This is a genomic window from Actinobaculum sp. 313 (assembly GCF_003073475.1).
GTDB lineage: Bacteria > Actinomycetota > Actinomycetes > Actinomycetales > Actinomycetaceae > Asp313.
In genome coordinates this window covers 1777666-1799077 of record NZ_CP029033.1, presented here as the reverse complement: position 1 = coordinate 1799077, position 21412 = coordinate 1777666, and the positions used below count along the sequence as shown (strand labels likewise).

At 60.9% G+C, this 21412-nt stretch carries 19 protein-coding genes and 3 pseudogenes; 14 read left to right on the top strand and 8 right to left on the bottom strand.

The window, feature by feature from the left end:
• The first annotated feature begins 167 nt into the window (after positions 1-167).
• The gene (locus tag DDD63_RS07825; protein WP_108715899.1) at positions 168-1091 is read left to right on the top strand and encodes a tyrosine recombinase XerC; all 924 of its coding nucleotides are present in this window, start codon (positions 168-170) and stop codon (positions 1089-1091) included.
• Positions 1092-1175: 84 nt separating this feature from the next.
• On the opposite strand, the gene DDD63_RS12265 is transcribed toward DDD63_RS07825, so the two are convergent.
• Together DDD63_RS12265 and DDD63_RS12925 are read right to left on the bottom strand one after the other, a co-directional pair.
• Entirely contained in the window at positions 1176-1346 is a 171-nt protein-coding gene (locus DDD63_RS12265; RefSeq protein ID WP_164505496.1) for a hypothetical protein, read from the bottom strand.
• 150 nt (positions 1347-1496) lie between these two features.
• Positions 1497-2105, bottom strand: coding sequence for a M23 family metallopeptidase (locus DDD63_RS12925; RefSeq protein ID WP_108715898.1), 609 nt, complete (start codon positions 2103-2105; stop codon positions 1497-1499).
• A gap of 370 nt (positions 2106-2475) precedes the next feature.
• On the opposite strand from DDD63_RS12925, the gene rpsB reads away from it, so the two are divergent.
• Both rpsB and tsf read left to right on the top strand, forming a co-directional pair.
• A complete protein-coding gene (gene rpsB / locus DDD63_RS07815; protein WP_108715897.1) occupies positions 2476-3435 on the top strand; it encodes a 30S ribosomal protein S2 in 960 nt (319 codons plus the stop codon).
• Positions 3436-3482: 47 nt separating this feature from the next.
• Positions 3483-4327, top strand: a pseudogene (gene tsf / locus DDD63_RS07810) (translation elongation factor Ts).
• A 957-nt stretch (positions 4328-5284) separates the two neighbouring features.
• Here the strand turns inward: tsf and DDD63_RS12470 are convergent.
• The 5 genes from DDD63_RS12470 to DDD63_RS07790 all read right to left on the bottom strand — a co-directional run bounded on the left by DDD63_RS12470 (position 5285) and on the right by DDD63_RS07790 (position 8688).
• The gene (locus tag DDD63_RS12470; protein WP_205647212.1) at positions 5285-5431 is read right to left on the bottom strand and encodes a hypothetical protein; all 147 of its coding nucleotides are present in this window, start codon (positions 5429-5431) and stop codon (positions 5285-5287) included.
• The gene (locus tag DDD63_RS07805) at positions 5428-6021 is read right to left on the bottom strand and encodes an MFS transporter (protein WP_108715896.1); all 594 of its coding nucleotides are present in this window, start codon (positions 6019-6021) and stop codon (positions 5428-5430) included. Before DDD63_RS07805 ends, DDD63_RS12470 begins: the two co-directional genes overlap by 4 nt.
• A 63-nt stretch (positions 6022-6084) precedes the next feature.
• On the bottom strand, positions 6085-6801 hold the full coding sequence (locus DDD63_RS07800; RefSeq protein WP_164505495.1) for an MFS transporter: 717 nt from the start codon (positions 6799-6801) through the stop codon (positions 6085-6087).
• A 233-nt stretch (positions 6802-7034) separates the two neighbouring features.
• Positions 7035-8405 (bottom strand): PFL family protein, encoded by a 1371-nt coding sequence (locus DDD63_RS07795; RefSeq protein WP_240611219.1) that lies wholly within the window; start codon positions 8403-8405, stop codon positions 7035-7037.
• A gap of 13 nt (positions 8406-8418) precedes the next feature.
• Complete coding sequence (locus DDD63_RS07790; RefSeq protein ID WP_108715894.1) at positions 8419-8688, bottom strand: ACT domain-containing protein; 270 nt, start codon at positions 8686-8688, stop codon at positions 8419-8421.
• Between the two features lie 139 nt (positions 8689-8827).
• Between DDD63_RS07790 and DDD63_RS07785 the strand changes: the two genes are divergently transcribed.
• Complete coding sequence (locus DDD63_RS07785) at positions 8828-9430, top strand: DNA-3-methyladenine glycosylase I (protein WP_108716694.1); 603 nt, start codon at positions 8828-8830, stop codon at positions 9428-9430.
• A gap of 205 nt (positions 9431-9635) precedes the next feature.
• Positions 9636-11363 (top strand): hypothetical protein, encoded by a 1728-nt coding sequence (locus tag DDD63_RS07780; RefSeq protein WP_108715893.1) that lies wholly within the window; start codon positions 9636-9638, stop codon positions 11361-11363.
• 114 nt (positions 11364-11477) lie between these two features.
• On the opposite strand, the gene DDD63_RS07775 is transcribed toward DDD63_RS07780, so the two are convergent.
• Positions 11478-12491, bottom strand: a complete 1014-nt coding sequence (locus tag DDD63_RS07775) for a hypothetical protein (protein ID WP_108715892.1) — start codon at positions 12489-12491, stop codon at positions 11478-11480.
• Positions 12492-13162: 671 nt separating this feature from the next.
• Here DDD63_RS07775 and pyrH point away from each other — a divergent pair.
• From pyrH to DDD63_RS07730, 9 genes and pseudogenes are all read left to right on the top strand, one after another.
• Positions 13163-13851: pseudogene (gene pyrH / locus DDD63_RS07770) on the top strand (UMP kinase).
• Position 13852: 1 nt separating this feature from the next.
• On the top strand, positions 13853-14410 hold the full coding sequence (gene frr, locus DDD63_RS07765; protein WP_108715891.1) for a ribosome recycling factor: 558 nt from the start codon (positions 13853-13855) through the stop codon (positions 14408-14410).
• Between the two features lie 15 nt (positions 14411-14425).
• Complete coding sequence (locus tag DDD63_RS07760) at positions 14426-15310, top strand: phosphatidate cytidylyltransferase (RefSeq protein ID WP_108715890.1); 885 nt, start codon at positions 14426-14428, stop codon at positions 15308-15310.
• Between the two features lie 417 nt (positions 15311-15727).
• Positions 15728-16951, top strand: a complete 1224-nt coding sequence (gene rlmN / locus DDD63_RS07755; RefSeq protein ID WP_108716693.1) for a 23S rRNA (adenine(2503)-C(2))-methyltransferase RlmN — start codon at positions 15728-15730, stop codon at positions 16949-16951.
• Positions 16948-17496: a DivIVA domain-containing protein gene (locus DDD63_RS07750; RefSeq protein ID WP_108715889.1), complete on the top strand. Its 549-nt coding sequence runs from the start codon at positions 16948-16950 to the stop codon at positions 17494-17496. The genes rlmN and DDD63_RS07750 overlap by 4 nt, the downstream gene beginning before the upstream one ends.
• 69 nt (positions 17497-17565) lie before the next feature.
• Positions 17566-18853 (top strand): annotated as a pseudogene (gene dxr / locus DDD63_RS12465) (1-deoxy-D-xylulose-5-phosphate reductoisomerase).
• A 21-nt stretch (positions 18854-18874) separates the two neighbouring features.
• Positions 18875-19984, top strand: coding sequence for a site-2 protease family protein (locus DDD63_RS07735; RefSeq protein ID WP_240611218.1), 1110 nt, complete (start codon positions 18875-18877; stop codon positions 19982-19984).
• A gap of 11 nt (positions 19985-19995) precedes the next feature.
• Entirely contained in the window at positions 19996-20178 is a 183-nt protein-coding gene (locus DDD63_RS12920; RefSeq protein WP_240611217.1) for a hypothetical protein, read from the top strand.
• Between the two features lie 247 nt (positions 20179-20425).
• Positions 20426-21229 (top strand): hypothetical protein, encoded by an 804-nt coding sequence (locus DDD63_RS07730; protein WP_108715887.1) that lies wholly within the window; start codon positions 20426-20428, stop codon positions 21227-21229.
• Positions 21230-21412: the final 183 nt, after the last annotated feature.

Here is a 21412-nt window from a genome sequence, read left to right as displayed (position 1 = left end):
CGGTATGGCGGGTTTGATGGTGTTGCGGTGGTGTGGCTTGATGCTGCTACGGTGCGGTGGATTTGATAATGCGCCGGTGTGAGGAGTATGCCCCCGGTACCGCGGTTTGACGATGCCCCGGTGTGGCGAGCGTGAAGGCGTGAACCAGCCTGGCTTAGGCTGGAGGCATGGCGACAGGGATTCTGATCGACGGCGTGCTTGACGAGTATGCCGGCGAACTGCGCCTGCGTCGCGGACTCTCGGAACATACGATTGCCGCCTATGTGTACGAGGCGCGGTCTCTTCTGGAGTTCGTGGCCGACCTGGCGGGAGTCGATCCCGCCGATCCCCTCGACCTTTCGCAGTTGGAGTTGGCTGACGTCAGGGCATGGCTTGCCCAGTTGCAGGCCTCCGGCCAGGCGCGCTCATCCTTGGCACGGCACTCGGCCTCAATCCGTACTTTCAGCTCCTGGTTGCATCGATGCGGCTATACGCGTGTAGACGCGGCAGGGCGCCTGAAGGCTCCGCGTGCCGACAGTGAATTGCCCCATGTGCTAACGCAGCAGCAAGCACGAGAACTCATGAGCTACGTGCATGATCGTTCCCTCGATGGCACACCGGAACATCTTCGCGACGCCGCCGCCCTGGAACTGCTCTACGCCTCCGGGTTGCGTATCAGCGAGTTGTGCTCGCTGGATGTCGACTCCCTGGGTGCGGATTCGACGGTACGAGTGGTCGGAAAGGGAAACAAGGAACGCGTTGTGCCCTACGGTGTTCCCGCCATGCGGGCGATCAGCTCTTATCTTGAGGTGAGGGCGAGTTTCTTGAAAGAACCGACGAAGGCACTGTTCCTGGGCGTGCATGGCAAACGCCTTGACCCGCGTACGCTGCGGCACATTGTTCATCGCCTGGCCGCGGAGGCAGGAGTGCCGGACATCTCGCCACACGACTTGCGCCACTCAGCTGCGACCCACCTGCTGGAAGGCGGTTCCGACCTGCGTACCGTGCAGGAAATCCTCGGGCACGCCTCGCTTTCCACCACTCAGCGTTACACCCATGTCAGTGCGGAGCGTCTGCGTTCCGCTTTCACCCAGGCCCACCCGCGCGCTTAATCCTCGCCGGCTATTACTCTCCAGCTGTGGAGGCTTTCTTGACTTTGCCGCTCCAGCGGAGATCGCCATACCGAGACCGACGTTTTAGGAATCGCGAGGATGGTAACCGGGCTGTGGAAGGCCGCCTTGCCCGGCGTCGTCGGCCTCGACGGCAAGGCCGCGTGACTCATTCAAGAACTCGTCGGACGAAACCACCAAAGCCTTCCCGCCGGTCGGGACTGTGCTGGCCGACGCGTCACTTGCCGTGTGAGTCATGAAAAGCCATCTCGCAGGTCGGGACTGTGCAGGCGGCACATGGTCAAGGTAACAACTCCGCACATCTTTCCCCCGCAGGTTGGGACTGTACCCATTGGAAGGTTGCGATAACGCCGGGAGGCCCGGCAAGCACCCGGCAAGCACGGGACGTTATCGCCACAGCCTGATCACCTTTTTGTGCAGCAGTGATAGTGGATCGATATAGCGATCGTCCGAGTACTTCGCTCCCCAATGCAGGCAGGCAAAAGGCCCGCAATGTGTACCCTCCACCGTTCCTATGGGATCGCCGCACTCCACGTGATCGCCACGTTTCACCGTGGGCGCCACCGGCTCGTAGGTCGTGCGTAAACCCCCGGAATGCTCGATCGAAATGACATTGCGATCATTGAGCCTTCCCGCATACACAACGCTCCCGGCTCCCGCGGCGTAAACCGTGTCTCCCTCATTCAATGCCAGGTCAACGCCGCGATGCCCGGAGAGCCAGCGCTGTGCGGGAGGGCTGAATGCGCGGAGCACCGGTACCTCGTGACCGGATGGCCAGTCATATGCGGTCTCCGCTCGCTCGGTGGTTGGCAGCTCGCCGGAGGTGATGGTACTGGGAGAGGATGTGGCCCTCGCCGCTGGGAAGGCTACGGTGTATACCGCAGCATCATGGGTCGCTGCGGTATGCTCACGGGTTCCGGCCGCAGCAGGCAGTACGGCTGCGGCGAAGAGCGACAAAAGGCTCACGATACTAAGTGCTGACAGTCTGCTTCTCATAGGGAGAGTCTTCATGGGCGGAGCAATAGAGGAAACCCCGGGCTTCCGCCTGTGGAAGGGAACGACATAGACGCGGCTGTGGAGAGCTGTATCGCCGCAGGCCGTTGCTATCCCTGGCATCCTGTTGCCAAGCCCACCGCTCACCGAGGCTCCCACAGTGGCTTAAGACGGCGCTTTTCCGCTAAACTCATGAGGCGGCCAGTTTTGAACTGGTCGACTTCGCGTGTTCAAAACCGTGGCATGGCTGCGGCGCGATAGCCAAGGTCCCCGGCAACGGGGCGGCGTCGTCGTGAACACTAGGGTGCTCGGCAATCCCGCCGTGCACAGCAACCCATAGCACGCTTCGGCGTGCGCTTGAGAAAGGACGACCATGGCAGTCGTTACCATGCGCCAGCTGCTTGAAGCCGGCGTCCACTTCGGGCATCAGACCCGCCGCTGGAACCCGAAGATGAAGCGTTACATCCTCACCGAGCGCAACTCGATTTACATCATTGACTTGCAGCGCACGATCACCGATATTGATCGCAGCTACGACTTCGTGAAGGAGACGGTCGCCCACGGTGGCACCATCCTCTTCGTCGGCACGAAGAAGCAGGCGCAGGAAGCCATTCGTGAGCAGGCAGAGCGCGTTGGTATGCCGTATGTGAACCAGCGCTGGCTTGGCGGAATGCTTACCAACTTCTCTACCGTTCACAAGCGCCTGCAGCGCCTGAAGGAACTGGAGCAGATCGACTTCGACGACGTCGCTTCGGCTGGCCGCACGAAGAAGGAACTGCTGATGATGCGGCGCGAGAAGGAGAAGCTGGAGCGCACCCTGGGCGGAATCCGCGATATGTCCAAGGTGCCCTCCGCAGTGTGGATTGTGGACACGAAGAAGGAACACCTGGCTGTGTCCGAGGCGAATAAGCTCGGCCTGCCCATCGTGGCAATCCTCGATACCAACTGTGACCCCGACGAGGTCACCTACCCGATTCCGGGCAATGACGACGCCATCGGTGCCGTTTCGCTGCTGACCCGCGTGGTTGCCGACGCCGTCGCCGATGGCCTGATGGCTCGCGGCAGTGGTGTTGGATCAGACAGCGCCGAAGAGCCCATGCCCGAATGGGAGCGCGAGATGCTGGCAGCCAGCGAGGCTGCGCCGAGCGATGCAGCGGAGGCTCCCGAGGCCGCCGCAGCGCCTGAGGCCCCCGAGACTGCCGCGGCTCCGGAAGCCGCTGAGTCCGCAAGCGAAGCCTCCGAGGAAGCCGCTGCAGAGGCCGCCCCTGCGGAAGAGGCCGCCGAGGCTCCCGCAACATCCGCGGCCGCTGACGCACCTGCCGAGCAGGCCTGATTCGCGGCAAGATCCCGATCGCAGTCAAAATAAAGGAGCATTAACCCATGGCAAATTTCACGGCTGCCGATATTAAGGCACTGCGTGATAAGACCGGTGCCGGCATGCTGGACGTGAAGAACGCCCTCACCGAGGCGGACGGCGACGCCGCTAAGGCGGAGGAGATCATCCGCGTCAAGGGCCTGAAGTCGGTGTCGAAGCGTGAAGGCCGCACCGCCTCTAACGGTCTGGTTGCATCCGCCGTTCGCGATACCGATTCCGGCCAGCGCGGTGTGCTGGTTGAGGTCAACGCCGAGACCGATTTCGTGGCGAAGAACGAGAAGTTCATCGCCATGGCCGAGGAGATCCTCGAAGCCGCCGTCGTTTCGGAGGCCACCGATGTGGAGACGCTGCTGGCCGCCTCCCTCGGTGAGGGCACGGTTAAGGACCGTATTGAGGGCATGATCGCCATCATCGGCGAGAAGCTTGAGGTATCGCATATCAGCGTGCTGGAGGGCGAGCATGTGGAGGCGTACATGCACCGCACGAACCCCGATCTGCCTCCGCAGGTTGGCGTGCTGGTTGCAACCGACGCCGCTGGCGCCCCATCGCCCACGACATCGCCGTGCACGTGGCTGCGCTGAGCCCCAGCTACCTGGATCGCGAATCCGTCCCGGCTGAGGTCGTGGAAAGCGAGAAGCGCATCGCAACCGAGACAACCATCGCCGAGGGTAAGCCGGAGAAGGCCGTGCCGAAGATCGTCGAGGGCCGTATGAATGGCTTCTATAAGTCGGCGGTGCTGCTGGAGCAGGGCTACGCCCGCGATCCGAAGACCCCGGTCAGCGAGGTTGTCAAGCAGTCTGGCGGCAAGGTCACCGGTTTCGTCCGTATCCGCGTGGGCGCCTCTGAGTGAGGTACCGCCGAGCGCTCGCGCTCCGCAAGGACTCGTGCAGCGATTGCTGGCACACGATGCACCTCGCGGGATAACGAGCGCGTGGAATGCGCAAAGAGCTGAATAATGCGGCGCGAACCGCCTTCGGGCATGACGCGCTGGAAAGGTCCCGTACCGCAAGGTGCGGGGCCTTTTGCGTTGTGCGTGGAGCAGGTTACACCGGTAACTCGCAACAGATTCGGCGCTTGGGCCCTTCGAGTTGTGCGCGGGCAAGTTGTACCGGCAACTTCGAGACAGATTCGGCGCTCGGGCCCCTCACGTTGTGCGCGGGCAAGTTGTACCGGCAACTTCACACCACCAGCACTCAGGCCTCTCGCGTTGTGCGCGGGCAAGTTGTACCGGCAACTTCACACCACTAGTACGCAGGTTGTTCGTGTTCCGCGCGGAGCAAATGGCGCTGCCACCCAAGAACAGGACCAGTGCTGCTTCGGGGAAGTTGCAGTTGCCAGTTTGGGCGTCCGAGCTAGGCGTTCGGGAGTCGTTTCGAAGTGAAGTCGCTTGGGCGATGTCCAAATCCCGTCCAAACGAACGAAAACTTGATTGGTTCCACTTAAGAAGTGGCGGAATCTCGCGGATTTCGCGGCTCCCCTCAACTGGGCGGCTTTCGTTTGGACGGGATTTGGACAAGTTCCCATCACTCGCTCCAGCAGGCAGAGGCCGTGACTGCGGACAGGACCGCACAGGACACCGCTAACACGGGCAGGGCATGGCGGAATTCTGACATCGCAGGAGGGATAAGGTGCCCGGTTACGGCTTTCAGCGCGATACCGTTATCACGGGCCAAAGCTTAGGCCGCTTACGGGAAACTGCACAGGTCCAACGCGAGCTAATGGCGCAGGGCGCAGGCTTTTCCTACCAACACGCTTCACCCTTAATCTCAGATCGCGTAGTTTGCGGTGAATAGTCGGCCTCAGAGCGCTACCCGATGCGGGCCTCGGGTAGCGTCGATATGCCGACATTTACGGCTTCCAACAGGCCAGCTTCCACAACGGAGTTCGCGTCTGAATCTGCAGGTAGGCTGGCTAGGAATGCCTGCATGCGAGAACGTGAGGAAACTGCACTCATACGCTATTGTCGTCGCTGACGGGAGAATCGGCATGCCACTGCGACGGCTTACCCAGCGTCCGTAAGCTGCGGCTAGCCAATAGGGCCAACACTGCCAGTCCTGCAATGAGAGCGCCCAGACCGAAAGAGGGCGTGGCGTATCCCTGTTGGACAAGCACACCGGTGATAGCGGGAACAGACGCCGTCAACAGTAGCTCGCTCATCGCGAGTACTGAGTTAACGCGGCCTTGCAGTGCTCCCGGCGTGGTGGAGAAGGCATAACCCTGCATCACGGATGCGACGAAGGGAAACACTAGACCATACAACGCGAGCCAGACGAGTAATGCGACGTACGTGTGGTTAACCGCTGAGGCGGCGGAAATCCCAAACATTACGAGAAATGTGGCCACTAGTACTCGGCCCGCGCGTAAGCGCTGTATAAAACGACTTGCCAGAGCGGAGCCGATAATCATGAGGACCGCATATAGGGCCTCCAAAAGGGACAGCTGGAAGGCCGAGTACCCGGAACGAATGAGGTGGTAGCTCGCCGAGTTCAAGGTAAAAGCGAAGCCGGTGTTGACAAGCATGAGAATCAGCAGGCTCGCTCGCATTGCCGGTTCATTCCAGATGAAGCGGAAACCGTCCGCGATGTCGGTGAAGACTCTGCGAACCTGTCAGCCGCTCTCTGGCCGAACGGCGCTCGCTGTGTGGTCATCGCCTTGCGGAGACCGCTTGGAAGGCTGGTCAGGGTCTTGGCTCTGATTATGCTCGCTCGGCTGCGGGGGTCGCAGATCTACGCGAATCAGTCTTGCTAGCAGGGCGAGAAGAGCAAGCAGGACTGATGCAACAAAGAATGGTAGCGCATGAACAATGCCGTACAGGAAACCGCCCAGTGGACCGCCGCCTATCCTGACCACAGCATTCCGGGCCTGGTTGATAGAGACTGCACGGGTAAAGGCGACGTCGTCAGTGACGATTGAACGTAACGCCGCATTGTCCGCCATCCCGAACAGGCCGTCCAACACACGGATGGCCACCACGATCACAAAGACATGCCAGAGTCTCAGCATCCCGGATACAAGCAGCAGTGCGAGAGCGAGCCATAGAACCGCACCAGATAGGCCGCGTGCGTACATTCCTCGTCGCCGGTCAATCCGGTCTACAACGACGCCGCCGAACAGTGTGACGGCCAGGTATGCGACCATTCCGACGGTCTCGACCAAACCCGCGCTGCCAGTGGAGCCGGTGAGGGAGACGATCACATACGGCAGCGCTATGTTGCAGAGTGAGCGCCCGAGCATATCTGAGGTTGATGCGCCTAGCCACAATGCATAGTCGGACTTGAGACGTGGTGCGGCGCTGTGATCGTTGTCTGCGTCTGCCTCGGACATTATCGCGTGCATTCCCTTCTAGACATCTGGCCATCATCGCTGGTGGCATAAGAAGTCTCAATCATTATGCGCGACGCCGGTGTCCGAAGACCAAGGGTTGAGATAGAACCCAAAGTGTCTCAACTTGTACCGTATCTGCTGGTGGACGACCAGGAGATGGCGGAGTTGAGCCAGTCGAGCGGCGGCGCGCATAGGGGCACGATAAACTATGGCATTCGGCGCAGATATGCGACTCAAGAACCTCTGCTAGTTCTTAAACCCGTGCACGGGGCCGGGATGATTCCGCCGCGCGCCATAAAAGCCTCGGAGGAGTAGGGGCTGACCGCCATCACTGGTGCCTTGCCCAGCAGCCCGCCGAACTCGACGACGTCGCCCTCAACCGTTCCCGGTGCGGGGATGATTCGCACCGCGGTGGTCTTGTGGTTCATCACGCCGATGGCTGCCTCGTCGGCAATCATGCCCGCGATGGACGCGGCCGGAGTATCACCCGGAATGGCGACCATATCCAGGCCCACCGAGCAGATTGCCGTCATCGCCTCCAGCTTCTCCAGGGAGATCGCCCCCAGCGCTGCGGCTTCGATCATGCCTTCATCTTCTGAAACCGGGATGAAGGAGCCGGAGAGGCCGCCCACGCGCGAGCAGGCCATGAGGCCGCCCTTCTTCACGGCGTCGTTGAGCAGAGCTAGCGCGGCTGTGGTGCCGTGTGCCCCCACACGTTCCAGGCCCATTGCTTCCAACGCGCGGGCTACCGAATCGCCGACCTCCGCAGTGGGCGCAAGCGAAAGGTCCACGATCCCGAAGCGCACGCCCAGCCGTTCGGCGGCCATCGTGCCGACCAATTCACCCATACGGGTCACCTTGAAGGCGGCCTTTTTCACCGTTTCGGCCAGGGCGTCGAAAGGTAGCCCGGCGGCTTCATCGATGGCACGCTTGATCACGCCCGGCCCAGACACGCCGACCGACACGACGCAGTCGGGCATCTCAATGCCGTGGAAAGCCCCGGCCATGAACGGATTATCGCCAACCGAGTTGGCGAAGACTACCAACTTGGCGGCCCCCAGGCCGTTCGGCGTGGCCTGCGCGCTTTCTTTGATGGCCGCGCCCATCCGAGCGACCGCGTCCATGTTGATGCCGACGCGGGAGGAGCCGATATTCACCGAGGCGCAGACGATATCCGTGGTGGAAAGGGCCTGCGGAATGGACTCCATCAATGCCTCGTCGCCGGTGGTGCTGCCCTTTTCCACCAGCGCTGAAAAACCGCCGATGAAATCGACACCGGCGGTTTTGGCCGCGTCGTCGAGCATTGCGGCCCAGGGCGTGAGATCACGTTCGCGCGAGGCGGCGGCCACCAGTGCGATGGGGGTGACGGAGATGCGCTTGTTAATAATAGGGATGCCGAGTTCGGCCTCGATTTCCTCGCAGGTTGATACCAGGTAGGCGGCGCGGGTGACGATACGTTCCCGGCAGCGTTCGCGGGCGCGCTCGCCGTCGGCGTCGGCACAGTCGAGCAGAGAGATGCCCATGGTGACGGTTCGGATATCGAGGCGATCCTCGCGGATCATGTGGATGGTTTCGAGAATGTTCTCTGCGGTGTCCATTGCCATGGTGTCTCCGTGCTCAGAGCCGATGCATGGCGTTGAAGATGGCTTCGGACTGGATGCGGATTTCCAGCCCCTGCGCCTCACCAACCTGAGCCATGAGTTCCTGTAGCTGCGCCAGCGGGGTCTGCGTTTCGTCGAAGTCGACCTGCAGGATCATGGTGAAGTAGTCGCCCATGAGCGTCTGCGACACATTGGTGATGTTGGCATTCTGCTCCGCCAACGCCGTGGAGACGGCGGCAATAATCCCTGTGTGGTCCAACCCGGTAACAGTCATGATCCCTCGCATGGGTCTATCTTGACACGTTCGGCGGCTTTCCCGGGAACAGGGCCACGCAGAGGGATGCGTAGGTGGTGTGTGGGCGGGAACGGATAAGCCGCATGGTACGTTAGCGGGACAGGGCCAAATGAACGAAGCGGGAGTTCTGATGAGCGATGTAAGTGACCTAGTCATCGGTGAGGATGGCCTGGCCCGCCCGGTGTGGGCTGCGTCGGACCCGTTGCTGCGCGAGTATTACGACACCGAGTGGGGAATGCCGGTGCGCAGCGAGCGCGGGCTTTTTGAACGTCTCAGCTTGGAGGTCTTCCAGTCCGGGCTGTCCTGGGTGACGATTCTGCGCAAACGCGAGGATTTCCGCCGCGCCTTCGCGAATTTTGAACCGGACGTAGTTGCCGGGTTTACCGACGACGACGTCGCCCGGCTGCTGGCAGACCCGTCAATCGTTCGTAATCGCCGCAAAATCGAAGCGACGATCAACAATGCACAGGCGACGATTCGGCTCCGCGAAGAGGGCGGACTGGTTGAGTTCCTGTGGTCCTTCAAGCCGGAGGCGACGCCGCGGCCGTGCACCATGGCCGAGGTGCCGACCACGTCCCCGGAATCGGTTGCCATGGCACGCGCATTGAAACGTGCCGGCTTCTCATTCGTTGGCCCGACGACGGCGTTCGCGCTCATGGAAGCGGCGGGAATTGTGGACACCCATCTGGTCGGCTCCCACCGGCGCGGAAGCTCCGGGGTGTGGGTGGAGTAAGCAGGTACCACGGGGCTGCATAAGACGCGGAAAGGATCTGGCGTCGTAGACTGCGCAGTAGGCGGTTGCCGTGGCACATGGTGCAGATCTGTTAAAGTGACTTGGCTTTTAAGATGTCCTCTGCCATACTGGGCCTTGATCAACACTTCCGGCACGGCGCAGCGCAGTGCCACGTCACCGTTGACAATCGAAGGGAAGAGCAGCGATGTCCTTCACGGCAGACGGCGAAGAACCTGCTGACGATACAAAGGGGCCGATTGAGGTTACAACACGGGAACTGGCGGAAGGGCTTATTAACGTATTGCGGACTCGAAAGCAAGGGAGCGGGGATGGCGCCACGACTATCGACAAAATCTACGATTCACGTGATGGAGTCCCGCCGTCATATGACTGGAAGGGAACGAAGCCTCTCGCCGAGAATAGCTTCCTGAACTCGAGTTCGTGGCGGCTGAGAGATGAGCTAATGGATAATCTTGCTACTTTGATTTTTGGTGTTGCGCTATGGTTCGGTATTCTCGCGCTCTGGAACCACTCCGGCAGGAGTGATTCTCAGGTTCTCTGCGAATTCATCAGTTGGGTAAAGTTGTGGGCGTATGTTCCAACATCCGCCTTGCTTGCATACGTAGGATCGAGTCTTACCGCCATGACGTTGATTACAGCGGTTCTACGTGTTCGGGGCAGGGAGCCATATGCGCGCATTGAGCAGTTCCGTGCCGCGATAGAGAGGCTCGTGAATCACATGCCCGTTAGGTACAAATGTGACGACGCAGGGGTGCGAACGGGAGACTGGACGATTAGCGATCCTGGCGGAGGCGAGTGGGAGACCCCTGCGAGGGAGATGCCTACGAGGCGTGACGAGGTGTTGGTTGCAAATCAAAATGTCCAATTCGTGTTCTGGATCTGGCTTATTTCGGTTGTATTTCTTTTAGTGCCGTGTTGCCTTGTGTCGTTGCAGGATAAGCGGGCAGATGGGTGGATTGCGGGCCTGTTTGCCTACGTTGTGGCTGCATCGGTGGTCTCACTTTTCAATTTCATCGATGGGCGTGCCATGCTCAATCGAGCTGCCTACTTCAGTGGAACTGTCTTCGCAGAGTGGTCGCTGGTGAAAGTGGCGTTAGACACATGCCCGATCCGGCAGTCCCCGAATGCCAAAGAGATCGCGTCAGCCCGCACCAGTTCCGATCAGAAGCGAGGGTGCGCTTGCTGCATTTTGTTGGCGGTGATCGTCGTATTGTTGGCGGTGATCGTCGCACGCATACTGGGCGGAATTACCCCTCTGAATGGTGGAAATGCAAGCGGTGGGTCAGGTTGGTTATGGTTCTGGTTCGGTTGTTCTGCGATTGCGGTTACAGGGCTCTGGCGCTGGACATGCGCCAAATGGCTGTGCATGCGTGTGAATAGAGACCTGAGGTCCATCGCCAGTCCAGAAACGTTTGAAGAGCGGATAATGCTCGGGTTATTCGGACTAGCAACAGCTGGAGTTTTGGCACCGGTCGTGTTATTCCGCGCGCCTAGCGGATGGCACTGGCTACAAATTCTGGTAGGGCTCGGCGCGCTGGCAGTGTCGCATTTTCTCCTGTGGCTGATCGGATGGCTAATCGGACGCCGCAAGGGAAACTCTTCTGCCACGGATTACATCTTCATGCGAATTCGTAGGGAGGAGGAGTTTAAGGTCAGGGAAATTCAACGTCGAATTGAGCAGTCTCTTGACCAACTAGCGGAGAGCTACAAAAGCACGGAAGCCAAGTCTCCGTCCACTGAGGGATCTGAGGAAGATCACTCCACCAACCGAGCCAAGAAGCAGACCGTAGATTCTGTCCGGGAATTCATTATCTGCAAAGGCGACACGCGATGCCTACAAAGACAACACGGTGCGGACGAACAAGGTCAGGGGACCGCGCCGAAGGATGCGAACGAGACTCAGCGACTGTAGAGCCGGGCACTACCACCTTGGCGACTAAAAAGCGTCCGCTACCACCGCATTGAATATAGGCCGGGGCCAGGCATTCCGCCCAGCCCCGACCTCAAAACCAGTTTGCGCTAGCGCTCACTCAGCGGTGATGCTCCAGTCGCCGTCGGCCATGATATCGAGTACCGTCGTCCCGTTCGGCAGTACGGTGCGGCCGTCGTAGCTGCCAATCTCATTGACCATCAGATTCAGCGGGAAGAACCAGTCGCCGTCGTCGTAGGCGATGACGATGAAGTTGGACTGACCCGCATGGGTCAGATGGACCGTTGTCAGCGAGTCCGTATCGCCGGTGATCCGTACAACCGTGTCACCGTGGCCGGTGTACGGCTGCGCCATATCCCAGGCGGGTGCATCGGTGTAGGGGATGACGTCAATGCTCCACGTGCCGTCGGCCTCAATGCGGATGGCCGCCGGATCGCCCTCGGCATTGAGGAGGCGCGAACCGGAGTAGCTTCCGATCTCGTTCACCAACAGGTCGATGTCCTGCCCCGACGCGTCCACCGGCCACACCGCGAAATTGGAGTAACCGCTGTGCGTGGCCTGCGCCACCCAGAGAATGCTGTTGTCCAGGCCATCTACCGTGATTACGTCGGCACCCGTCCCTTCAAAGTGCATGGACTCGTAGGACGGAGCCTCGCTTTCTGCAGGGGCCTCAGGTTCGCCCGTCGCTTCTTCCGACGGAGTCGCCTCCTGTGACTCCTCAGCAGTCGTGCGCCCGCCATCGGAGGTGCTCGCTGAAGTGGCCCGAGTGGTTGAAGAATGCGTGGCGGTTTCGCTGTCCCCTCTGCTTCCGATGACCCCGATCACGACGACGGCAGCCAGGATAATTGCCCATACCTTTCCGGAGCGGTACCAGCGGCGCTTCTTCGGCAACGCGGTTCCATCACCCGCCGGAGGAGGACCTCCATAAGGAGACGAGGCTCCGTCACCTGCCGCAGCAGCGTCGTACGCTGCGCCTGCCGTACCACCCTGTGGGGTGGCGGCAGGATAGGATCCCGACCAGGCAGAGCCGGGGCGCGGCAGCGAGCCGTCATGGCTCTGCGCCCCGTTGTTCTGGTTGAAGCTCATAATCTTTCCCTTCAATTCGGGCACGGAAGCCGGTCTTCCGTGCTGGTAGTGCCATGGTCAAAGCCGGTTCCGACAAGAAAAGGGCGCGAAACTACAGCCACAGAGCACTTTTCTGCGAATATCCGCGGAAAAGTCGGTGCCAGGGGAGAACTCCCCAATTTCCAAGCCCCCTGTTCTCGCGCGAGGACGAGCCGCTAACCGTAGATGTGTTGGCTCTTCGTGCGGCGGCATGTCCCGTTGGTGAAGACCGGCGCGTGTGACGCTGCTCGTTGGCTCTGCACGCGGATCCACTTCGCCACGCTGCACCGCGTAGCCGCGCTGACTCTCCTCGCGGCGGAGTACCCCTTCTATCGATGTGTTTGCGGAGATTCTTGGCGTGCCGCCCGCCACGCGCCGCCCCGCCATGTGGCGTAGTGCCTTGACGCTGCCACTGTGCCGCCACACTGCTACTCTTGGACATGGACCAGATGGCTTCCGGCTGGCGATGGTTCTCTCCGCATCGGCATTTCTTGCGGCCGCGTGCGAGATCGCCGCCCGGAATTCAACGGAGGAGTTCACAGAAAGGAATCGCAGTGGCCTCTGCACTCGGTGATGGCACCGGTTTTCGGAACGCACACAGCGCTGCAACGCCCCATTTAATCGGAGACCACAATCGCGACAGCACGCGCCGCGTCCTTCTCAAGCTGTCCGGCGAAATGTTCGGCGGGGGAGCGGTCGGCCTTGATGCCGATGTGCTCACGCGGGTTGCATCGGAGATCTCCTCCGCAGTGGCGGACGGCGTGCAGGTGGCGATCGTCGTCGGCGGTGGAAACTTCTTCCGCGGTGCCGAACTGCAACAGCGCGGAATGGACCGGGCCCGGGCGGACTACATGGGAATGCTCGGAACGGTCATGAATGCGATCGCACTACAAGACTTCGTGGAGCAGGCCGGAACCCCCTGCCGTGTACAGACCGCAATTCAGATGACGCAAATCGCCGAGCCGTACATTCCGCTGCGGGCAATCCGCCACCTGGAGAAGGGCCGCGTTGTCGTTTTCGGAGCCGGAGCAGGCATGCCGTACTTTTCCACCGACACCGTTGCCGCCCAGCGGGCCCTGGAACTGCGCTGCGACGAACTATTGGTAGGCAAGAATGGCGTGGACGGCGTGTACACCGCAGATCCGAAGACCAATCCGGACGCGGTCAAACTGGACCGGCTGACCTACCAAGATGCACTTGCACAGGGGCTGCGTGTTGTTGATGCGGCAGCATTCTCCCTGTGTCAGGACAATAACCTCGCCATGCGCGTATTCGGCATGGGAACCCCGGCAATGTAACCTGGGCGCTACGAGGTGAGAAGATCGGTACGCTTGTCACAGCAGACAAGCACGAAACAGGAGAGTGACATGATCGACGAGATACTGCTCGAGGCCGAAGAGAAAATGGAGAAGGCCATCGAGGTAGCCCGAGATGAATTCGGGCATATCCGTTCCGGGCGTGCCAACGCCGGGATGTTCAACTCCATTCAGGTGGAGTACTACGGTGCCCCCACACCGCTGCAACAGCTGGCCTCAATCGCGATTCCCGAGGCGCGCACCGTTGTAATCTCCCCGTATGATCGCACCGCCATGACCGCCATCGAGAAGGCGATCCGCGATTCCGACCTCGGAGTCAACCCCACCGACGACGGCGCAGTCCTGCGCATTTCCATGCCGCCGCTTACCGAAGAGCGCCGCAAGGACTATGTCAAACTGGCTCGCTCCAAGGCGGAGGAGGCCCGGGTCTCGGTACGAGCGATACGTCGTAAGGCCAAGGAATCCCTCGACAAGATCAAGAAGGACGGCGAGGCCGGTGAAGATGAGGTCAAGCGGGCCGAGTCCGAACTGGAAACTCTGACCAAGCGCTTTGTTGATCAGGTCGACAAGATACTGGAGACCAAGGAAAAGGAACTCCTCGAGGTCTGACGGAAGCGACCGGGAGTGCATAAGTCATCTCGGCCGGGTGTGCTAGCGCGCCTGGCCCCGCATCCGCCCGCGCCGCCTGAGCAGTCCACGTCGAAAGCAGGACGCAATCTCAAGGCGGCAATACCCACGGCATTGGCGCTGCTCGCGCTGGTTGCCGCCTCGGTGTTGGTGCGCATTGAGATATTCGTTGCGCTAGTCGCCGTGGCCCTGTGTATCGGCCTGTGGGAGGCGGCAGGGGCCTTCCTGAATCGCGGGCTGCGCATTCCGCTTATCCCGATGTGGGTTGGAACCCTGGCCATGGTGGTCGCCACATGGCTATCCGGACTGGCCGGGGGATTCCTCACGTTCTTGCTGGCTGCGGCAACGGTATTCGTCTGGCGTGTTCTCGACGGCGCCCGTGGCACGCCCGCCGACGCCATGGCCTCAATCTTCACACTCGGATGGATCTCCCTGCTGGGGTGTTTCGCGGTCGCACTTGCCGACCTGCCGCAGCCGGGCTGGATGGTGGCATTGCTCATCCTCATGCCGGTTGCCAACGACACCGGCGGATGGGCGGCCGGCGTGCTGTGGGGTAAGCACCCGATGAGTCCCTCCATCTCCCCAAAGAAATCTTGGGAGGGCTTCGTCGGCTCACTTGCACTTGCCCTCGTGATCGCCGTACTACTGGTCACACTCGGCCTACATCGCCCCTGGTATTTGGCGGTGTTGCTTGCCGCTTTGGCCGTCGTGTGCTCGACGGTGGGCGACCTATCGGAATCGCTTCTGAAGCGTGACTTGGGTGTGAAGGACATGGGGTCGATCTTCCCCGGGCACGGTGGCATGCTTGACCGCATCGACTCCATCTTGATGTGGGCGCCCTTCTGCTACATCGTTATGAGTTCTGGTTTGGCACTGGGATAGTCGCCAGCGGGAGAGGTGCACGATTGGCAATCGGCGGCACGGCGAGCTGCGCCACGGCGATCAACGGCAAAGCGATTTGCGGCAAGGTGAGCACGCTCGCACCCATCGGATATCGTGCACGCGGCGGCATCATGGAAGAATAGCAGAATCATGAATGATTCATCCCATGCACATTCTGGCGTGACTCAGCGACCCGATGCGCCAAATCGGCACTCGGGCGCAGGAGCGGCGCCGCGTAAGCATGCGGCGCCGGATGCCCCGCATGACTTGACCGGAGCAGGTGTCTCGCGCGATGCAGGCCCGGAGGATGTTGCTCGCCGTGTGGCGCGGGCAGGTGGCACCCGTGACGGGGTACCGGTGCGAGCCATCCGTAACTCGACCTCGGCAGTGGCGGCAGGTAAGCCTACCAGGCAAGTTATGCCCGCCGTGGAGTCAGGCCCGCGCCCGCTATTGTCCTTCGTGCCGGAACGCAAGGGAAAACCACCACGGCATTGGGCCGATCTGGACGTGGCCGAGCGCAAGGAGTGGATGCGGGAACTGGGTTTGCCCGTCTTTCGGGCCGACCAGCTCTCACGGCACTATTTTGAACGGCATGTGGTTGCTCCCGAAGCCATGAGCGATCTTCCCGCCGGTATCCGCGACGACGTCGTCGCCACTGTTTTTCCGCAGCTGCTGACAAAAGTGCAGGATTTGCAGGCCGACGGCGGGCGAACGATCAAGAGCGCATGGAGGCTTTTCGACGGCGGCATGGTGGAAACCGTGCTTATGCGCTACCCGAACCGAGTGACCCTATGTATTTCCTCGCAGGCCGGGTGCGGCATGGCATGCCCCTTCTGTGCCACGGGCCAGGGAGGCCTCACCCGTAATCTCTCGGCGGCCGAAATCGTGGAGCAGGTACGCCTGGGGATGGTGGCGGCGGCTTCCGGCGAACTTGCCGGAGAGCCCGCGCGGGTGACCAACGTGGTGTTCATGGGGATGGGCGAACCTCTATCCAACTGGAAACAGGTACGGGCCGCCTTGCACCGCATCATCGAACCTGTACCGGCGGGCTTCGGCCTGTCAGCCCGTAATGTCACCGTGTCGACGGTGGGCATGGTTCCGCTTATCGCAAAACTCGCCGACGAAGGCTTCCCGGTGACACTCGCGGTATCCCTGCACGCCCCGGACGATACCCTGCGAGACCCGCTTATTCCCATTAACTCTCGTTTCAAGGTGGGCGAACTGTTAGACGCAGCACGCGCCTACTTCGTGAAAACAGGACGCCGCGTCTCCATCGAATACGCTCTGATCCGGGATATGAACGACCACGTGTGGAGGGCGCAACTCCTCGCCGACGAACTCAACGCTCGCGGGCGTGGCTGGGTTCACGTCAACCCCATCCCTTTGAATCCAACGCCCGGTTCGATCTGGACGGCCAGCACACCGCAGGCACAACAGGCATTCGTTGATACCCTGGTAAGTGCGGGTATTCCCACGACGATCCGTGATACGCGCGGAAGCGATATCGATGGTGCATGCGGCCAGCTTGTCGCGGAGGTCAGTGGTGTATCCACACGGGCAAAGAAAGCTGCCGCAGCTGCCGAGGCCTTGCGCTCCGGCTCCGCCGACGGCAGCGGGGCACCCAGGGAGGACGGGCAATGAGTAAGGACACCTTCGAGCGGGTGGGCTTCTTCGCCACTGGCTACGATCCGGACGAGGTCGACGATTTTCTCGCCAGGGCGAAGGAGGCTTATAACGGCGTGGGAGCCAGTAGGTTTGGCGAAGCGGATGTGCGCAACGCCGGTTTTGGCCGAGCTCGCAATGGTTATAGTCCTTCTGCCGTGGACGCGGCGTTGGACCGGCTAGAAGCGGCCTTCATCCAGCGGCGCCGGGCCGAAGTGGTGGCCCGGCAGGGTGAAAACGCCTGGCTCAACGAAACATACGAGAACGCGAAGAGCCTGTACCCGCGCCTGCTGCGCCCGCGCGGTGAACGCTTCGCCAACGCCGACGGCTGGGGATACTCCAAAGACGCCGTGGATAGAATGGTCGACCACTTAGCCGAGTACTTCGACGGCAAACGGACCTTGACCTCCTCCGACATACGAGAGGTTGTGTTCCCCGCCGCGAAGAACGCAAAGGCTTATGACGAAGGCGTCGTCGACGTGTATTTCGACCGTGCCCTGTCCGTGCTGCTTGCGGTTGAGTGAGACGGCGTGGATACATTTGAACTGCCGGACCCGATCCGGGAACAAGATGTGACTGAGGCGCCAGCTTCGATCCAGTCAAGCGATGCGGATCGATCGGCGAATATCAAACGCCGGGGAGTGGTGATTCTCGGCTCCACGGGTTCAATTGGAACGCAGGCGCTCGATGTCATCGCTACGCGGCGTGATCTTTACCGTGTTCTTGCCTTGGGGCGGGCGGAGGAAACCTGGAGCTGTTGGCCGAGCAGGCCATCACCTTCAATGTGCCGTGTATTGGGGTTGCGAATCCTGCAACCGCGACTGAACTACGGACCATTGTGCAGAGGCGTTGGGCTTCGGAAGGACGCACCGCAGGCGGTTTCCCGGAGATCCTTGCCGGTGCGGACGCAATAGAGAATCTGGCGACGTCGTGGGGTGAGGCCGCGCAGTCAGAAGGCGTGGACAGCGTCGTCGTCCTGAACGGTATCACCGGGTCGGTGGGCCTGGCACCAACGCTGGCGGCGTTATCCAGCGGCGCCACCCTGGCACTGGCCAATAAAGAATCCATTGTGGCCGGTGGCGCGTTGGTACGCGCGGCAATGACGCGCCCGGGGCAGATCGTTCCGGTAGATTCGGAGCATTCTGCCATAGCGCAAGCGCTGCGTTCGGGCCTTCATCACCGTGGTCTCACCTCGCCATCCCTGGATGGAAAGAGCGACGTGAGGCGGATTATTCTCACCGCTTCGGGTGGTCCTTTCCGGGGATGCGCCGTTCACAGCTGGCAGACGTGACTCCTGCTCGTGCTTTAGCGCATCCCACCTGGGATATGGGGCCGGTTGTCACAATCAACTCGTCAACACTGATGAACAAGGGTTTAGAGCTGATTGAGGCCGCCTATCTTTTCGACATGCCTGCCGAGGACATCGTTCCCGTAGTACATCCGCAGTCGGTTATTCATTCCATGGTCGAGTTCCACGACGGGGCAACCATCGCGCAGGCTTCTCCGCCGGATATGCGCCTTCCGATCGCCCTGGGGCTGTCCTGGCCCGAGCGGCTGGACCGCGTGAGCACTCCGAACCGGTGGAACTCGCCGGTGCAGTGGACCTTTGAACCCCTGGATCTGGAGACATTCCCGGCTGTGCAGGTGGCGCGCGACGCCGTGGCTGCCTCGCCCCTGCATCCGGCAGTGATGAACGCAGCGAACGAAGAATGCGTGGCGGCTTTTCTGCAGGAGCGTTTACCGTACCTTGGCATAGTTGACACGGTTGTCGAAGTACTCGGCGAATTTTCAGGGCCATCTGGCATTCTCGACATGGAGGCGGTTCATGCAGCCGAAGACTGGGCACGTGCCCGTGCTCGCGAACTCATAGCCCTCCGCTAGCGAGAAAGGATCTAGGACAACGTGCGCTCAATCCCGGGAATCCTCTTCCTCGTCCTCGGGCTGCTTGTATCCGTCGGCCTGCACGAATTAGGGCATCTCGTTCCCGCGAAGAAGTTCGGAGTCAAGGTATCCCAGTATTTCATTGGCTTTGGCCCCACTCTCTGGTCCACCACAATTCGGGGTACTGAGTATGGTCTCAAGGCGATCCCACTGGGCGGATATGTGCGTTTATCCGGGATGCTGGCACCCGGAAAGGAAAGCCGTAAACGTGTTGGACGGCGTGGGCAAGTCACTTTAACCGAGGAGGCGCGGCTTGCCTCGGCCGAGGAAATCGGCCCGGGAGAGGAGGATCAGGCCTTTTGGCGCCTGTCGGCTCCGCGCAAGCTCGTCGTCATGTTCTCCGGGCCTTTCGTGAACCTGCTGCTCGCGGGACTCTGCTTCACCATCGTTATGTGCGGTATCGGTTCGCCGACACCAACCAACCAGGTTTCCTATGTGTCGCAGTGCATTACCACCGCACAGGAGTGCACGTCCGATGATCCGGTCTCTCCGGCACGCGCTGCCGGGCTGGAGAGCGGCGATACCATCACGCGCTGGGGAGACGCCGACATTGAGAATTGGGAGGATGTGCAAAGCGCCATTGCCGCAGGAGGCGATGCCCCGGTTTCCGTCACGGTTACGCGAGCGGGCGAGGAGCGTACGCTGACGGTGACACCCGTGCTGACGCAGCGCCCCGTCACCGATTCATCCGGCAATGTGGTGACCGACAGTTCGGGCAATCCGGTGACCGAGTTACGGCCCTATGTGGGGGTATCACCCGCCTATGCACAGGTGGCGCAGCCGCTCAGCGCAGTGCCGGGGCAGGTGTGGACCATATCGAAGGCCACCGCGGGCGTTCTTCTGCGCCTGCCGGTAGAACTCTGGCATACGACAACAGACCTCATTTCCGGCAATGAACGATCAACCAGCGGTGTTGTCGGCATCGTGGGCGTTGCCGGTATGGCTGGGGAGATCACCAGCGCCGATTCGGATCTTTACGGGGTCTCGGCCCGAATCGGAGACCTCTTGCTCCTGCTGGGTTCTCTGAACCTGACACTGTTCATTTTCAATCTCATCCCCTGCTGCCCCTAGACGGCGGGCATATGGCTGGTGCGTTATATGAGGGAATACGCAGGCAGATTGCACGGTGGCGTGGCCGTCCTGACCCCGGACCGGTGGATACCGCGCGCCTCATGCCTTTGAGCTACGCGGTGGCCGTTGCTTTTATCGCGATGACCGTGCTGCTAATCGTGGCGGATATCGTCAACCCTATCAGCCTGCGATAGCAGTGCCGTCGGGTGGGGTGCCTTTGCGGTACCACGTTAGCTGTCCGCTTCTCAACGGCACTGTGTAGGAGGTCCCGATTGCAGCAGTCTGCGTCTGATATTCTGCGACGGCCTGTTATCTGACTTCGCTATCAGGTAGTGTGGGCACTATGAACAGCAGCAAGTCGCACACAGAATACGAAACCTCTAGTCGGCGCGGGGAAGATCTCTAATGAGGGGCCGCGGCGCAGCGGATGACGCTGATCGGATGTGGATCGCGGATGAGGTAGCTGAAGCAGTCGGCGAGTTGGACGATCCGCCAGAATGGCGCGTGTCGTTCATGTCATTCCAGTGGCTGATGGTTCTGGTCTGCCCGGCCGCGGCGGTTATCCTCCCTGGAGGGCCCGGTCGCGGTGGGTGGGTAGCGGCATTGACGCTAATGCTGCTCGTCCCAGGGATGCTCATCGCCCAAATCGGTGCGGGTGTGTTGACCGGCATTGCTACCCGGTTCTTTCATCCGACTCGCGTCTTCGCCCGCACAGCCTCCATCATGCGTGTCTACTACATCAGTGTTATGGTTACCGCGCTGTGTGCCCCCGACTTGGACGATTACCAGGAGTACCTTTCGATTGTCGGCTCGCTGTTGCGGTTACTGCGGCTTCCAACGTTTATTTGGGAAGGAGTGCCCGGAGTCGTTTATCTTTGTGGAATGCTGGCTACGCCATGTCTAATGTTGGGTGTTCTTTTTTCTGCGTTGGTGGACTGGAGCCGGGTGCGGGATGCTGCATATTGGAGTCGGCATGACGAGTCATGGGCGCAATCAACCTGGCAAGATCACGTTCCGGCCAGCCAGACCTCGTCGCGTCTCGATCATGTTGGTGGCTCAGCTGCTACAGCGGACGTACCTTCTGTAAGGGAGGTGCCTACCGCGACGGAGCTGTCCACAGACGCCGCTGATTCCGCAGATCCCGCATCTGGGTCCTCGGCAGGGGCGCCGATGGTCTGGAACGTGGGCCGCAGGACTGGTGGCGAGACGGGGAGCATTGATGCGCGGGGAGAGCGAATTCGATGAGGAGCAGCTGGCTCGCGATGTTGCCTGTGCAGTCGGTGAGGCGGAGGAGCCGCCGGCTTGGCGTGTGCTGTTACAGGGACTGCAGTGGTTCATGATCATTGTGTGTCCGACAATGGCGGTCGTTCTACCCGGCGGGCAGGGTGGTCCCGGATGGATGGCGCTTGTAGCAATATACACTGCGGT

Coding starts and splice junctions, on each gene's coding strand:
- DDD63_RS07730 (WP_108715887.1), top strand. CDS start 20,426: ATGTGGATCGCGGATGAGGTAGCTGAAGCAGTCGGCGAGTTGGACGAT.
- DDD63_RS07780 (WP_108715893.1), top strand. CDS start 9,636: ATGTCCTTCACGGCAGACGGCGAAGAACCTGCTGACGATACAAAGGGG.
- rlmN (WP_108716693.1), top strand. CDS start 15,728: ATGCCCGCCGTGGAGTCAGGCCCGCGCCCGCTATTGTCCTTCGTGCCG.
- DDD63_RS12265 (WP_164505496.1), bottom strand. CDS start 1,346: ATGACTCACACGGCAAGTGACGCGTCGGCCAGCACAGTCCCGACCGGC.
- DDD63_RS07750 (WP_108715889.1), top strand. CDS start 16,948: ATGAGTAAGGACACCTTCGAGCGGGTGGGCTTCTTCGCCACTGGCTAC.
- rpsB (WP_108715897.1), top strand. CDS start 2,476: ATGGCAGTCGTTACCATGCGCCAGCTGCTTGAAGCCGGCGTCCACTTC.
- frr (WP_108715891.1), top strand. CDS start 13,853: ATGATCGACGAGATACTGCTCGAGGCCGAAGAGAAAATGGAGAAGGCC.
- DDD63_RS07805 (WP_108715896.1), bottom strand. CDS start 6,021: ATGCGAGCGAGCCTGCTGATTCTCATGCTTGTCAACACCGGCTTCGCT.
- DDD63_RS12470 (WP_205647212.1), bottom strand. CDS start 5,431: ATGAGTGCAGTTTCCTCACGTTCTCGCATGCAGGCATTCCTAGCCAGC.
- DDD63_RS12920 (WP_240611217.1), top strand. CDS start 19,996: ATGGCTGGTGCGTTATATGAGGGAATACGCAGGCAGATTGCACGGTGG.
- DDD63_RS07825 (WP_108715899.1), top strand. CDS start 168: ATGGCGACAGGGATTCTGATCGACGGCGTGCTTGACGAGTATGCCGGC.
- DDD63_RS07790 (WP_108715894.1), bottom strand. CDS start 8,688: ATGCGAGGGATCATGACTGTTACCGGGTTGGACCACACAGGGATTATT.
- DDD63_RS07800 (WP_164505495.1), bottom strand. CDS start 6,801: ATGTCCGAGGCAGACGCAGACAACGATCACAGCGCCGCACCACGTCTC.
- DDD63_RS07785 (WP_108716694.1), top strand. CDS start 8,828: ATGAGCGATGTAAGTGACCTAGTCATCGGTGAGGATGGCCTGGCCCGC.
- DDD63_RS07795 (WP_240611219.1), bottom strand. CDS start 8,405: ATGGCAATGGACACCGCAGAGAACATTCTCGAAACCATCCACATGATC.
- DDD63_RS12925 (WP_108715898.1), bottom strand. CDS start 2,105: ATGAGAAGCAGACTGTCAGCACTTAGTATCGTGAGCCTTTTGTCGCTC.